Source organism: Pseudonocardia sp. ICBG601 (assembly GCF_020496245.1).
Genome location: NZ_JAHLJA010000148.1, coordinates 231,435 through 244,560, shown reverse-complemented (window position 1 = coordinate 244,560; position 13,126 = coordinate 231,435). Strand labels below are relative to the sequence as shown.

The 13,126-nt window shown below is 75.3% G+C and carries 14 protein-coding genes; 7 read left to right on the top strand and 7 right to left on the bottom strand.

What is annotated here, in order from left to right; translation table 11 throughout:
• Positions 1-77: 77 nt before the first annotated feature.
• Positions 78-539 carry a MarR family winged helix-turn-helix transcriptional regulator gene (locus KPL57_RS30200; protein WP_226354076.1) on the bottom strand — a complete coding sequence of 154 codons (462 nt, stop codon included), beginning with the start codon at positions 537-539 and terminating at the stop codon, positions 78-80.
• A 100-nt stretch (positions 540-639) separates the two neighbouring features.
• On the opposite strand from KPL57_RS30200, the gene KPL57_RS30195 reads away from it, so the two are divergent.
• The 3 genes from KPL57_RS30195 to KPL57_RS30185 are packed head-to-tail and all read left to right on the top strand — an operon-like array spanning position 640 to position 2,902.
• Positions 640-1,776 (top strand): LLM class flavin-dependent oxidoreductase, encoded by a 1,137-nt coding sequence (locus tag KPL57_RS30195; protein WP_226354075.1) that lies wholly within the window; start codon positions 640-642, stop codon positions 1,774-1,776.
• On the top strand, positions 1,776-2,387 hold the full coding sequence (locus tag KPL57_RS30190) for a CE1759 family FMN reductase (RefSeq protein WP_226354074.1): 612 nt from the start codon (positions 1,776-1,778) through the stop codon (positions 2,385-2,387). Before KPL57_RS30195 ends, KPL57_RS30190 begins: the two co-directional genes overlap by 1 nt.
• Positions 2,388-2,392: 5 nt before the next feature.
• Positions 2,393-2,902, top strand: coding sequence for a VOC family protein (locus KPL57_RS30185; RefSeq protein ID WP_226354073.1), 510 nt, complete (start codon positions 2,393-2,395; stop codon positions 2,900-2,902).
• Positions 2,903-2,911: 9 nt separating this feature from the next.
• Here the strand turns inward: KPL57_RS30185 and KPL57_RS30180 are convergent, their stop codons facing one another.
• Positions 2,912-3,496 carry a hypothetical protein gene (locus KPL57_RS30180; RefSeq protein ID WP_226354072.1) on the bottom strand — a complete coding sequence of 195 codons (585 nt, stop codon included), beginning with the start codon at positions 3,494-3,496 and terminating at the stop codon, positions 2,912-2,914.
• Positions 3,497-3,598: 102 nt separating this feature from the next.
• On the opposite strand from KPL57_RS30180, the gene KPL57_RS30175 reads away from it, so the two are divergent.
• Together KPL57_RS30175 and KPL57_RS30170 are read left to right on the top strand one after the other, a co-directional pair.
• Positions 3,599-4,438 carry an alpha/beta fold hydrolase gene (locus KPL57_RS30175; protein ID WP_226354071.1) on the top strand — a complete coding sequence of 280 codons (840 nt, stop codon included), beginning with the start codon at positions 3,599-3,601 and terminating at the stop codon, positions 4,436-4,438.
• A gap of 31 nt (positions 4,439-4,469) precedes the next feature.
• Complete coding sequence (locus tag KPL57_RS30170) at positions 4,470-6,473, top strand: alpha-amylase family protein (RefSeq protein WP_226354070.1); 2,004 nt, start codon at positions 4,470-4,472, stop codon at positions 6,471-6,473.
• A gap of 16 nt (positions 6,474-6,489) precedes the next feature.
• Here the strand turns inward: KPL57_RS30170 and KPL57_RS30165 are convergent, their stop codons facing one another.
• The 4 genes from KPL57_RS30165 to KPL57_RS30150 all read right to left on the bottom strand — a co-directional run bounded on the left by KPL57_RS30165 (position 6,490) and on the right by KPL57_RS30150 (position 11,350).
• A complete protein-coding gene (locus tag KPL57_RS30165; RefSeq protein ID WP_226354069.1) occupies positions 6,490-7,578 on the bottom strand; it encodes a hypothetical protein in 1,089 nt (362 codons plus the stop codon).
• Positions 7,579-7,698: 120 nt separating this feature from the next.
• A complete protein-coding gene (locus KPL57_RS30160; RefSeq protein WP_226354068.1) occupies positions 7,699-8,673 on the bottom strand; it encodes an NAD(P)-dependent oxidoreductase in 975 nt (324 codons plus the stop codon).
• A gap of 17 nt (positions 8,674-8,690) precedes the next feature.
• A complete protein-coding gene (locus KPL57_RS30155) occupies positions 8,691-10,475 on the bottom strand; it encodes a choline/carnitine O-acyltransferase (protein ID WP_374203814.1) in 1,785 nt (594 codons plus the stop codon).
• 5 nt (positions 10,476-10,480) lie between these two features.
• Positions 10,481-11,350 carry a pre-mRNA-splicing factor SPF27 family protein gene (locus KPL57_RS30150; protein WP_226354066.1) on the bottom strand — a complete coding sequence of 290 codons (870 nt, stop codon included), beginning with the start codon at positions 11,348-11,350 and terminating at the stop codon, positions 10,481-10,483.
• A gap of 204 nt (positions 11,351-11,554) precedes the next feature.
• On the opposite strand from KPL57_RS30150, the gene tatA reads away from it, so the two are divergent.
• On the top strand, positions 11,555-11,830 hold the full coding sequence (gene tatA / locus KPL57_RS30145; RefSeq protein WP_264198684.1) for a Sec-independent protein translocase subunit TatA: 276 nt from the start codon (positions 11,555-11,557) through the stop codon (positions 11,828-11,830).
• Positions 11,831-11,850: 20 nt separating this feature from the next.
• Positions 11,851-12,591, top strand: coding sequence for an SDR family oxidoreductase (locus tag KPL57_RS30140; RefSeq protein ID WP_226354064.1), 741 nt, complete (start codon positions 11,851-11,853; stop codon positions 12,589-12,591).
• Between the two features lie 93 nt (positions 12,592-12,684).
• On the opposite strand, the gene KPL57_RS30135 is transcribed toward KPL57_RS30140, so the two are convergent.
• Positions 12,685-12,993, bottom strand: coding sequence for a hypothetical protein (locus tag KPL57_RS30135; protein WP_226354063.1), 309 nt, complete (start codon positions 12,991-12,993; stop codon positions 12,685-12,687).
• Between the last annotated feature and the right edge of the window lie 133 nt (positions 12,994-13,126).

The window sequence follows — 13,126 nt, the reverse complement described above, 5'->3', positions numbered from 1 at the left end:
GGCGGACGTCGCGGGGGGCCGGGTCGCGTTCCGCGGAACGCGACCGGGCGGTGTCGTGGGCCGGTGCCGCGGGCCGGTCAGGCGGGGTCGCGGCCGTCGAGCCGGGCCTGCACCGCGGCGGTGATCCGGGTCAGCGCGGCCACGTCGTCGTCGGACAGCGCGTCGAAGACCAGCTCCCGCACGGTGTCCACGTGCCCCGGCGCCGCGGCCTCGATCGCCGCCCGGCCCGCCCCGGTGAGCACGACGTAGTTGCCGCGGCCGTCGTCGTCGCACTCCTCGCGGGCGACCAGGCCGCGCTTCTGCATCCGGGCCAGGTGGTGGGAGAGCCTGCTCTTCTCCCACTCCAGCGATGTCGCCAGCTCCAGCACCCGGCACCGTTCGTCGGGCCGGTCGGTCAGCGCCACCAGCACGTCGAAGTCGGTGATCGAGAGCCCCGACCCGGCCTGCAGCCGCCGGTGCAGCTCGCCCTGCAGGCGCGCCTGCATCCGGAGCAGCCCTCGCCAGGCCGCCTGCTCGCGCTCGTCCAGCCACCGTGTCACGGGGCCCACCCTACCGGAATAGTTGACGCATCACCTATGTTGCTGCACGATGTAGATGACGGATCAACCAACGGTCCGTCGACGAGCAGAGGAGGAAGCCGTGCAGTTCGGAGTCTTCACGGTCAGCGACATCACGCCGGACCCGACGACCGGCCGCACGCCGACCGAGGCCCAGCGGATCCAGGACGTCCTGACCATCGCGAAGCACGCGGAGCAGGTCGGGCTCGACGTCTTCGCGATCGGCGAGCACCACAACCCGCCGTTCTTCTCCTCGTCGCCGACCACCACGCTCGGCTACCTCGCGGGCGTCACCGAGACCCTGCAGCTGTCCACCTCGACCACGCTGATCACCACGAACGACCCGGTGAAGATCGCCGAGGACTTCGCGATGCTGCAGCACGTGGCCGGGGGCCGCGTCGACCTCATGCTCGGCCGCGGCAACACCGGCCCGGTCTACCCGTGGTTCGGCCAGGACATCCGCCAGGGCCTGAACCTGGCGGTCGAGAACTACGCGCTGCTGCGGAAGCTGTGGGACACCGAGGTCGTCGACTGGGAGGGGCACTTCCGTACCCCGCTGCAGGGCTTCACCTCGACCCCGCGCCCGCTCGACGGCGTCGCACCGTTCGTGTGGCACGGCTCGATCCGCAGCCCCGAGATCGCCGAGCAGGCCGCGTACTACGGCGACGGCTTCTTCCACAACCACATCTTCTGGCCGGCGTCGCACACCAAGCGGATGGTCGAGTTCTACCGCAAGCGCTGGGAGCACCACGGTCACGGACCGGCCGAGCGCGCGATCGTCGGCCTCGGTGGCCAGGTGTTCATGCGCCACAACAGCCAGGACGCGGTGCGCGAGTTCCGGCCGTACTTCGACAACGCCCCGGTCTACGGGCACGGGCCCTCGCTGGAGGACTTCACCCGCGAGACCCCACTGACCGTCGGCAGCCCGCAGCAGGTCATCGAGCGGACACTGGGCTTCCGCGCCTACGTCGGCGACTACCAGCGCCAGCTGTTCCTCATCGACCACGCGGGCCTGCCGCTGAAGACCGTGCTGGAGCAGCTCGACCTGCTGGGCGAGGAGGTCGTGCCGGTGCTGCGCAAGGAGTTCGCCGCGCTGCGTGCGCCGGGCGTCCCGGACGCGCCGACCCACGCCTCGCTGGTCGCCGCCCGCGACGCCGCGGGCACCGGCAGCCCTGACGACACCGGCAGCGCCGGGACGCAGGAGAAGGAGGTCGCGTGATGACCACCCGCAGGATCGTCGTGCTCAGCGCCGGGCTGTCGACGCCGTCGTCGACCCGGCTGCTGGCCGACCGCCTCGCCACCGCGGTCACCACCGCACTGGCCGACCGGGGCGAGCGGGCCGAGGTGCAGGTCGTGGAGCTGCGCGAGCACGCCCGCGACCTCGCCGACCACCTTGTCGCCGGCTTCCCGAACACCGCGCTGGCGCCGGTGCTGGAGTCGGTGGCCGCCGCGGACGCCGTCGTCGCCGTCACGCCGATCTTCTCGGCGTCCTACAGCGGGCTGTTCAAGACCTTCGTCGACGTCCTGGACCGCGACGCGCTCACCGGCACCCCGGTGCTGCTCGCCGCGACCGGCGGCACGGCGCGGCACTCGCTGGCCCTGGAGCACGCGATGCGCCCGCTGTTCGCGTACCTGCGGGCCGCGACGGTCCCGACCGCGGTGTTCGCCGCGCCCGAGGACTGGGGCGCGACCGAGGTGGGCACCACGCTGGAGGGCCGCGTCGCGCGGGCCGCCGGTGAGCTGGCGTCCGCCGTCGCGGCCCGGCCCGCCACCACCCGCACCGACGCGTTCGACGACGTCCCCGACTTCACCGCACTGCTGAAGGGCTGACCACCATGACCGACACCGGCACCCCCACCGACACCACCGCCCTCGACGCCGCCCGCGACCGCATCCGCTCCGCCCACCTGAAGCCCGCGGGGGAGCGGCCGGCCTCGACCGCCCGCGGCCTGCACCACACCGCCCTGGTGAGCTCGGACGTCGAGCGGACCGTGCGCTTCTACCAGGACGTCCTCGGCTTCCCGCTCACCGAGCTGATCGAGAACCGGGACTACCCGGGATCCTCGCACTTCTTCTTCGACATCGGCAACGGGAACCTGCTCGCGTTCTTCGACTTCCCGGGCCTCGACGTCGGCCCCTACGCCGAGGTCCTCGGCGGGCTGCACCACATGGCGATCAGCGTCGAGCCGCAGCGGTGGGACGAGCTCGTCGCGCGGCTCACCGAGGCCGGGGTGGAGCACGAGGTGCACTCCGGTGTCTCGGTCTACTTCCGCGACCCCGACGGCGCCCGCATCGAGCTCATCGCCGACCCGCTGGGGGAGATGTACGGCCAGCACGTGCTGTGAGCGGGGTGCTCACCGGCGGACGCTGACGTGGACGTGGTCGAAGTGCCCGCCGGTGGCGTCCTCCGGGTCGTAGACCCCGCCGCCGTTGTACGGCCGCCCCCAGTTCTCCCGGCCCTCCCCGGAGTCCCCGGTGCCGCGGTACCAGATCCGGCCCTGCCAGATCACGTACCGGACCCGCAGCTCGGAGGCGTTGTCGCGGGCCCAGTTCGCGACCGCCCAGCCGTCCTCCAGGTCCTGCCCGGCGGGGAACTCGCCGTAGCGGGCGGGGAAGGCGTCGCACGCCCGGCCCGCGGGGTGGTCGCTCGACGGGTTCCACGCGTGCTCCGACCAGCACGTGACCGCCCGCACCGGCGCCCCCGGGCCCGGCTCGCCGAACCGCCCGACGAGGGCGTCGTGCAGGCGCAGCGCGGACGGGGTGAGGCAGCCCGACGTCGTCGGGTCCGGCTGGTCGCACTGCTCCGGCGGGGGCGGGTCGACCAGGTCGCGCAGGTCGTCGGGGGTGAACCCGCGGCTCGCCGCGAACCACACGAGCCCGCCGGCGAGCAGGGCCAGGACGAGGAGCACGGCCAGCGCCGGGGCGATGCGGGTCTTCACGGGGGGTTCGTCCGTTCCGTCGGAGTGCTTCCCACGGTACGGCGATGAGTCCGGCGTGCGCCGACGGTCCACACCACGACACCGCCGCGAGGAGGCACACCCATGACCACCGTGACCACGGATCTGCTCGACCGTCCGGGCGCCCGCATCACCTTCGACGTCCGCGGCTCCGGCCCGCTGCTCGTGCTCGTCGGCTCGCCGATGGGCGCCGACGGCTTCGGTCCGCTCGCCGACGCGATGGCCGCCGACCACACCGTCGTCACGTTCGACCCGCGCGGCACCGGCCGCAGCCCCGCCGACGACCCGGACACCGACTCCACCGTCGCGCTGCGGGCGGCGGACCTCGCCGCGCTGGTCGAGCACGTCGGCGGCGCCCCGGTCACCCTGTTCGGCTCCAGCGGCGGGGCGGTGGTGTCGCTCGCGCTGGCACAGGAGCGCCCCGAGCTGGTGGGGGTCGTCGTCGCGCACGAACCGCCGCTGGAGGAGCTGCTGCCCGACGCGGCGGAGCACCGCGCGGCGACCGAGCAGATCGTCCGCACCTACCGGGAGCAGGGCGGCGCGGCGGCCTGGGCGCTGTTCCTGGAGTCGGCCGGGTTGGGCGCGGCACCCGACGACGCCCCGGCGAGCGCGGCCGACGACGCCGGGCTCCCCGCGACCGACGGCGACGCGACCGCGCAGCAGGCCGCCGACGAACGGCACTTCTTCCTGCACGAGATGCGCGAGACGGTCCGGTGGCGTCCGGACCCGCAGCAGCTGCGCGGGCGCCGGGTCGTCGTCGGCATCGGGTCCGCCTCGGCCGGGCAGATCTGCGACCGGACCTCCCGGGCGCTGGCCGCGGAGCTGGGCCGGGACCCGGAGCCGTTCCCCGGCGGGCACGTCGGGTGGCTGGAGGACCCGGCCGGTTTCGTCGCCCGGCTGCGGGAGGTGCTGGCGCGCACCTGACAGCGGCCGCACGGTTCGGCAGGATGGCGCGGTGATCAGCACGACCGCTGCGGGCGACGCCGTCCGCGCCCGGCCCGACTCCGAGCGCCGCCGCCGGGCCCGGGCCGCCCTGCACGACCTGCTGCCGCAGCTGTCCCGGGAGGCGGTCGCCGCGCTCGGCGCGGTCGAGGCGGCGGGGTTCCTCGCCCGCACCGAACGCTGGTACGCCGACGCGCACCTGCCGCTGGACGCGCTCTACGGCGCCGTCGCCGACCCGGGCGGGCTGACCGCCCGGCTGGTGCGCGCCGCGCTGGCCGCCGCGGCCGCCCGCCCGCAGGCGCTGCGCGAGCTCGACCGCCGCCGCGAGGTCGACGGCGACTGGTTCCAGGACCCCCGCACCGTCGGCTACGTCGCCTACACCGACCGCTTCGCGGGCACCCTGCGCGGCATCCGCACCCGCCTGGACCACCTGTCCGACCTGGGCGTGCGCTACCTGCACCTGATGCCGCTGCTCAAGCCGCGCGACGGCGAGAACGACGGCGGCTACGCCGTCGCCGACTACACCGCCGTCGACCCGCGGCTGGGCACGATGGACGACCTGGAGTCCCTCGCCGGGGCGCTGCGCGAGCGCGGGATGAGCCTGTGCGTGGATCTCGTCCTCAACCACACCGCCGCCGAGCACCCGTGGGCGCGCGGCTGGCTCGCCGGCGACCCGCGCTACGCCGGCTTCTACACCGCCTACCCGGACCGGGAGATGCCCGACGCCTGGGAGGCGACGATCCCCGACGTCTTCCCCGACCGCGCGCCCGGATCGTTCAGCTGGGTGCCCGGGGCGAACGGCGGCGACGGCGGCTGGGTGTGGACGACGTTCTGGGACTACCAGTGGGACCTCGACTGGACCTGCCCCGAGGTGTTCGCCGCGATGCTCGGCACCGTGTTCACCCTGGCCGGGCGCGGGGTCGAGGTGCTGCGGATGGACGCGGCGCCGTTCCTCGGCAAGCGACTCGGCACGAACTGCCAGAACCAGCCCGAGGCCCACGACGTGCTGCAGGCGCTGCACGCGCTCACCCGGATCGCGGCCCCGGCGGTGGTCTTCAAGGCGGAGGCGATCGTCGCGCCCGACGACCTCGTCGGCTACCTCGGCGCGCACGACCGCTACCGCCCCGAGTGCGAGCTGGCCTACCACAACCAGCTCATGGTGATGCTGTGGTCGAGCCTGGCCACCCGCGACGCCCGCCTCGCCGCGCACGCGCTGCGCCGCATGACCCCCGCCCCGTCGGCGACGGCGTGGGCGACCTACGTCCGCTGCCACGACGACATCGGCTGGGCCGTCTCCGACGTCGACGCCGCCGCCGTCGGCTGGGACGGCCCGTCGCACCGGCGGTTCCTCAACGACTTCTTCGCCGGGCGCTTCCCGGGCAGCTTCGCCCGCGGCGCCCTGTTCCAGGAGGACCCCGACACCGGGGACGCCCGCATCTCCGGCAGCGCCGCGGCGCTCTGCGGCATCGACGACGCCCGCGCCCGCCACGACCCCGCCGCCCTCGACGCGGGTGTGCGACGCCTGCTGCTCGCGCACGCCGTCGTCTACGGCTGGGGCGGCATCCCCCTGCTCTACATGGGCGACGAGCTCGCACTGGCCAACGACACCGGCTACCGCGCCGACCCCGAGCGCGCCGCGGACAACCGCTGGATGCACCGGCCCCCGATGGACGAGGCCGCGTTCGCCCGCCGCTACGACCCGGACACGGTGGAGGGCCGGGTGTTCGGCGCGCTGACCGGGTTCGCCGCGGTGCGGGCCGAGCTGCCCGCGCTGCACGCGTCGGCGCCGGTGGAGGTCCCCGAGCTCGACGACCCCGCCGTGCTCGGATGGACACGGCGGCACCCGCGCGGCGGCCGCTTCGTCGGGCTGGTCAACGTCGCGGACCGGCCCGCCTCGGTCGACGCCGCCCTGGTCACCGGCCTGGACACGGTGCTGTCCTCCGACGGGCCGGTCCGCACCGAGGGCGGGCGGGCCCACCTCCCGCCGCTGTCCTGGGCGTGGCTCGCAGAGCCGTGAGCCACGCCCGGCGTCGTCAGTAGCTCCCGAATGGCGTGCCGCCCCCGAACAGCGGTGACGTGCTCATGGCCTCGCGGAACTCCAGGAACATCACGAGCCCGTAGACCGCCGAGGCCAGGAACACCAGGCAGGACAGCGACACCAGCACGTAGGTGATGACCCGCAGCACGGTGAGCGCGGTCGGATCCTTGGCCACGGTCACCGGGGCCGGTACGGACGCCGCGGACGCCGCGGCCGCCGGGCGGTGCGCCGTGGTGACCGGCCCGGTCGCCTCGACGCCCGGTCCCGCCGGTGCGGTCGCCCGGGCCGGGGGCCCGGTCCGCTCGGCGAGCTCGTCCCGCGCCGGGGCGGCGGTCCGGCCGGACGCGCCGAAGCGGGCCGCGGCGGCCTCGGCCACCGTCGCCGGTCGATGCCCGCCGGACTCCGACGGGGGCCGCGGCGCCGGAACGGCCCTGGTCCCGGTCCCGCTCCCGAGGGCGGTGCGCTCGGCGACCGCGGTGCCGCCGGTCTCCCCGTGGACGGCGCGCTCCTCCCGGCCGTACGCGGCGGCCGGGGCGGCGGCGGTCGGGGCTGCGGCGGCCGGCGCGACGGCGGTCGGCGCGACGGCGGTCGGCGCGGCGTCGTCCTCCTTGGCGGTGACCGGGTAGGGCGGCCCGCCGTCGATCGCGGTCCCGCCACGGGACTCGGGGTCGCCGTACTCGCCGTAGGCGGCCCGGGTCGGGGTGACCGGCTCCTCGGGCTGGCGGTGCGCGGCCCGGCCGTACGCGCCGTACCCGCCGTCGTCGGGGTCGTCCCCGCCCGGCTGCGACCCGCCCGCCGGCACGGGGGCGCCGTAGCCCTCGTAGCGCATCGGTGCGGCGTACCCGCCCCGCCCGACGGTCGGCTGCGGCCCGGTCCCGCCGTACAGCTCGCCGAAGCCCTCCGGGTCGGTGGGCGTGGCCCGCTCCACCGGCCGCGACGACCGCAGGTCCGGGTAGCCGCCCTGGTAGGAGTCCTCGGGGAACTCGTGGTCGTCGAACCCGTGCCGCGGTCGCGGCGACGGCCGTGCGCGGTCGGCGTCGGCACCGCGCGGGCCGGGGCTGGGTCGGTGCTGCGGGCCGGTCATGGCAGGACCTCCGGGGTACGGCGTCACGGTCGGCGACACGTGCTGTGTCACCTCTACCGCCGGTCGTACCCACGGCGTTAGCCCTTACGACCTACAGTCACCCGGTCCGGCGAGGTGAAATCACCGGGTGTACACCCCGGTCGGGGAATCGTGGTACCCCTTCGCCCCGACGGCGTCGGCCAGCGGGCTGCGCGGCGGCCCGCCGTCACGCACCCGCGCGACGACGGCGTCGACGTCCCAGACCGGGGTCCAGCCGAGCTCGGCGACCGCCCGGTCCGGGCAGTACACCCGGTCCACCGGCGGGACCGGCCGGCCGCGGTCGGCCAGCAGCGCGGCGAGGGCCGGGGCCCGCCGCTCCAGCACCGCGGCCGGGTCACGGCCCAGCTCGGCGAGGTCGGACCGGCGGAACGGCGTCGGTGCGCCGACCACGTAGCGGGCGAACCCGAGCCCGGGTGCCCGCCGGGCCGCGGCCAGGTGCGCGGACACGACGTCGGCGACGTCGACCCGCCGGTGGCAGAACTCGACCAGCTTGAGCGTGGTGTCGTCGTGGACGGCGCGGACCTCGTCGCGGTCGTCGGCCTCGGGGAAGAACCGCGAGGTCCGCAGCACCACCACCGGCAGCCCCGGGTCCAGCGCGGCCAGCTCGCACAGGTCCTCGGCGGCGGTCTTGGTGGCGCCGTAGACGTTGCGCACCCGCGGGACCACGGTCTCGTCGATCCAGGTCGCGGGCCCGCCCGGCGCCGGGGTCAGAGCACGGCCGAAGGCGCTGGTCGAGGAGGTGAACACCACGCCCCGCACCCCCGCGGCGGCGGACTCCTCCAGCACCGCGAGGGTGCCCGACACGTTCGTGTCGACGAAGTCCTGCCTGCTGTGCGAGCCGACGTGCGGCTTGTGCAGCGTCGCGGTGTGCAGCACGTGGGTGACCCCGCGCAGCGCCGACCGCAGGGCGTCGCGGTCGGTCAGCGACGCGACGACCGCGGTCCACGGCGAGGGCCGCCGGTCCAGGCCGACGACGGGCACCCCGTCGCCGGCCATCGTGCGGACCAGCGCCTCACCGAGGTGGCCGGAACTGCCGGTGACGAGGACCCGCTCCATCCCACCAGTGAACCCGCTCAGGCAAGCAGGTTCCGCAGCTCGGTCACCGCCGTCCGCAGCTCCCGGGCGAAGGCGTGCATCCCCTCGGCCTGGTCGGCCGGGGTGGACAGGTGCACGTGGAAGCGGTCGGGCAGCAGGACGTAGGCCACCCCGATGCAGCGCGAGCTGGTCGAGCCGAACCCGAAGTACCGGATGTTGTCCGACGGCGCGGAGCTGGTCGACAGCCAGTCGTCGCGCATGATCGTCCAGCCGGGGGAGTCGAACACCGCGAGCTGCTCGGTGACGCCCAGCTCCGCCCCGCGACGGCGCCGGATCCAGTCCAGCTCCCACAGGTGCTGCTCGGGCGCGTCGCCCTGCTGGCACTGCTTCGCGCGGGCGCCGTGCGCCGCGGCGGCGGCCCGGAAGGTGTCGACCTTGTCGGCGTCGGAGGCCAGCGGGTCCCCCATGGTGTCGACGAAGGTCACCATCTCCGGCGTGATCACCCGCATCGCCTCGGTGCGGCCGCGCCGGAACTGCCGGGTCGCGATCGACTCGTAGGTGGCCCCGGTGACGCCCTTGGCCCGCCGGTGCGCGACCTGGTAGCAGGCCTGCACGAAGGCGTCCGGGGAGCACTTCAGGGCCTTGGCGTCGCGGGCGCCGAAGTCGTCGAAGGCGACGAGCTCGGTGGCGGTGGCGTCGAGGAACGCCGCGAACGCGTCGTGCGCGCGGGTGACGGTGGCGCGCAGGTCGTCGTCGAGGACGAACCGCAGCTCGCCGTGCGGCGGGACGCCCTGCGGGCGGGTCCCGATCCGCTCGGCGTGCACCTCGACCGGGTCGGCGAACATGGCGTCGACCAGGGTGAGCACGGTCGTGCCGTCCAGCTCGCAGTGCTCGACGTTGATCCCGGCGGTGCCGTCGGCGAGCACCACGATCGACAGCGCCTTGTCGAACCAGCGGTCACCGGAGTCCCCGGCCAGCAGGGTCCGCGCGGCGGACTCCTCGTCGGCGGGGTCGGTCTCGTCGAGACAGATCGCGAGCAGCGCCCGCTCCACGAGGTCGACGGCCTCGGCGTTGGCCGGGTCCAGCCCGGTCAGCCGGTCCCGCACCGCGGCCCACTCGGCGCGGGCCAGGGTGGTCAGCGCGCCGACCGCGTCGCCGGTGGCGGCCCGCTCGGGGTGGGCGTCGCGGATCTCGCGCAGCGCGCCGGCGATCTCCTCGGCGGTGTGCGCCGCCCCGTCCGGCCCGATCACGTCGAGGCGGTGGATCCGGCCGCGGTGCAGCACCACGACGTGCCGCTCGGTGGACGGGCCCGGCCAGTCGTCGCTGTAGGGGGTGCGGACGCTGTCCTGGGGGTCGCCCGGGATGCGGGTGGTGGAGAAGATGTGGCGGCTTTGGTCCATCGACTGCGCCACGTCGCGGTTGAGCAGCGGCGGGAACGTCCCGGCGTCGAGGTCGGCCTTGTGCCCGAGGGCGGCCACGGTGAGCTGCGCGGCCCGCTCGCACGGGTCGGTGGTCGGGCCCGGCCCGAACAGGAAGAAGAAGTTCGCGTTGAGCGCGATCCGGTCGCGCCGGCCCAGGTAGCGCGACGGCCAGAACGCGTCCAGCCAGCTGTGGGCGCCGGTGTCGAAGCGCTCGAGGTCGGCCTGGAGCACCGACGCGGGGCCGCCCTCGGCGAGCAGCTCGCGGGCGGCGGACTCGGTGCGGGAGTACTCGTCGGGGGTGAGCAGCGGGGCGCACCACTCGAGGAAGCGGTCGACCGAGGCGGACAGGGTCGGGAGCGGCACCTTCGGCAGGTCGTCGTCGGCCGCGAACGTGGTGGTCACGGGCATCAGTCCAGCAGCCCGTCGACGCGCACGGCGCGCGACCCCCCGTGTTCGGACAGTGTTCTCCCGAACAGCTGGCGGGTGCGGACCGCGCTGCCGACCACTCCGGGGCGGGTGCTGTAGGAGAAGATCGCCGTGTGCCGGGCGGTGTCGCCGCGCACCTCGGTCACCCGGTGCAGCGAGTACCGGCCGCGGAACAGCTGCAGGTCACCGGGGCGCAGCACCAGCCGTCGGACGCGGTCGCCGCCCCTGCCGTGCAGGACCTCGGCGACGTCGGCGGTGTTCTCCGAGGAGGTGCTGCGGATGTCCGGGCAGTACTCGAAGACCCCACCGGCCTCCGGCGCGCGGGTGAGCAGGCTGATCGCGATCTCGTTGGTGTCGAAGTGCCAGGGGTGCGACCGGCCGTCGCCGACGATGTTCAGGCACAGCCCGGCCAGCGGGTCGGCCAGCTCGTGCAGCTCGGCCACGCCGGTGCAGGCGGCGAGGAAGGCGCGGAAGGCGGGCTGCGGGTACAGGCGGTGGACCACCGCGGCGGCCGGGATCCGGTCGCGGGCGACGAAGGCGTTGCCCCGCTCCATCGGCACCCGCGCCGGGTGGTCGGCGGGCAGCGAGGGGTCGGGGTCGGTGTTGTAGACGTTGACCACGGCGGTCTCGTAGTGCGCCAGCGGGGCGACCGCCTCGCCCTCGGTCCGCAGCCGGTCCCGCCACGACGCCCGGACGAACCCGGGGAGCACCGCGCAGCCGTCGGCGGCGAGCTGGGCGCGGGCCCGGCGGACCGCGTCCTCCCACCCGGACGAGCCCGGTTCGTGCACCGGGTAGCGGTTCAGGTCGACCGGGTCGAGCTCCTGCGGGGCCGCGAGTGCGGTCGGCTGCACGGATCAGCTCCTTCGTGCCCGGGCAGCGCCGGTGCCGCCCACGGTGTCACCGTCATCCAAACCCGTTCGACGTCGCCGGATCAACGGTGAGTGACCGAGCGATCAGTTTCCGTGCGCCGTGGGAGGCTGTTCTTGCGAGAGGGAACCCCGGCGGAGGATGGTTCGTTGATCCCGTCGGCGAGCGAGGAGGCTGTCATGGGAGCTATGAGCCCCACCCACTGGTTGATCGTGCTGGTCGTGCTGGTCCTGCTGTTCGGCGCGAAGAAGCTGCCGGAGATGGCGCGGTCGGTCGGTCGGTCCAGCCGGATCCTGAAGAGCGAGATGCGCGGCCTGCGCGACGACGACGAGCACCCCGGGGAGATCGGCCCCGGCGGCGCGACCCGCGCGGACACCGAGGTCCGTGACCCCGGTGCCCGGCAGCCGGGGACGCCGGAGGGCACCGCCCGTCCGGAGCCCGGCCCCGAGACCCACCGGGCCTGACACCGCAGGACGGACGACGCATGACGGTGCTCGTGACGGGGGCCAGCCGCGGGGTCGGCGCGGCCACCGCCCGGCTGCTGGCCGGCCGCGGCCAGGACGTCCTCGTCGGGCACCGGGCCTCACCGGAGGACGCCGCGGCGGTCGTCGCGGAGTGCCGGGCGGCCGGGGTGCACGCCGACGCGGTCGCCGCCGACGTCACCCGCACCGAGGGCGTCGAGCGGCTGTTCGACGCGGCGGCGGCCATGCCGTCGCCGCTGACCGGTGTGGTCGCGAACGCCGGCGGTGCCCCCTCGCGGCAGCGGCTCGAGGACATGAGCGACGCCCGGATCGACGAGGTCGTCGCGCTCAACCTGCGCGCGGCGCTGCTGTGCTCGCGCGAGGCGGTGCACCGCATGTCCACCCGCTACGGCGGGGCGGGCGGGGTGCTCGTGCACGTCACCTCCCGCGCGGCGGTGCTCGGCTCGCCCGACGAGTGGAACGACTACGCGGCCGCGAAGGCCGGGGTCGAGGCGCTCGTCGTCGGGCTCGCGAAGGAGGTCGCCGCGGACGGGATCCGGGTCGCGGCCGTCCGGCCGGGCCTGCTCGACACCGACTTCCACGCCCGGGCCGGCGAGCCGGGGCGGATCGAACGGATGGCGCCGTCGATCCCGATGGGCCGCGCCGGTCACCCCGACGAGGTGGCGACGGCGATCGCCTGGCTCCTGTCGGACGAGGCCAGCTACGTCACCGGGGCCGTGCTGGACGTGTCCGGCGGGCGCTGAGCCGACGGGTCGGGGGAGCCACCGGCGCGGGTCGGGGCCCGGCCGGCGGTGGGGGAACGGACCGGCTGTGTGGACGGCGGTCGGCGGCGGCGCTCAGGAGGCGGCGCGGGCCGAGCGTCCGAAACCGATCCGCCCGCGGCGGCGGGCACGGCGCCCGGCCCCGGAGGTCTCGGCACACAGCAGGCACCCGTCCCCGGGCGGGGAGGCCAGCGACGCCGGCAGCACCACGTGCCCGCAGAGCGCGGTGCAGTGGCCGGTCCCGGCGGCGAGCGAGTCGGCCAGGACCGCCTGTGCGACGACGTGGCTGCGGCTGTCGCGGGCGCAGGTGACCGTGACGGTCTGCTCCTCGTCCGGCGCGGTCGCCACGGCCACGGGGCGCGTACTGGCGGGTGTCACCGACACGGCAGCTCCTCCGGGCACGATTGGACGGAGTATCCATCGTCACCCCGCAGCGGTGCAGATGCAAGTGCATCCGCACGATTGGCCGAACGTGCGGCCGGGTGGTCGCGGAGCGTGGCGAGCGCCACGTCGGGCC

Coding starts and splice junctions, on each gene's coding strand:
- tatA (WP_264198684.1), top strand. CDS start 11,555: ATGAGCCCCACCCACTGGTTGATCGTGCTGGTCGTGCTGGTCCTGCTG.
- KPL57_RS30165 (WP_226354069.1), bottom strand. CDS start 7,578: ATGACCGGCCCGCAGCACCGACCCAGCCCCGGCCCGCGCGGTGCCGAC.
- KPL57_RS30160 (WP_226354068.1), bottom strand. CDS start 8,673: ATGGAGCGGGTCCTCGTCACCGGCAGTTCCGGCCACCTCGGTGAGGCG.
- KPL57_RS30190 (WP_226354074.1), top strand. CDS start 1,776: ATGACCACCCGCAGGATCGTCGTGCTCAGCGCCGGGCTGTCGACGCCG.
- KPL57_RS30175 (WP_226354071.1), top strand. CDS start 3,599: ATGACCACCGTGACCACGGATCTGCTCGACCGTCCGGGCGCCCGCATC.
- KPL57_RS30140 (WP_226354064.1), top strand. CDS start 11,851: ATGACGGTGCTCGTGACGGGGGCCAGCCGCGGGGTCGGCGCGGCCACC.
- KPL57_RS30185 (WP_226354073.1), top strand. CDS start 2,393: ATGACCGACACCGGCACCCCCACCGACACCACCGCCCTCGACGCCGCC.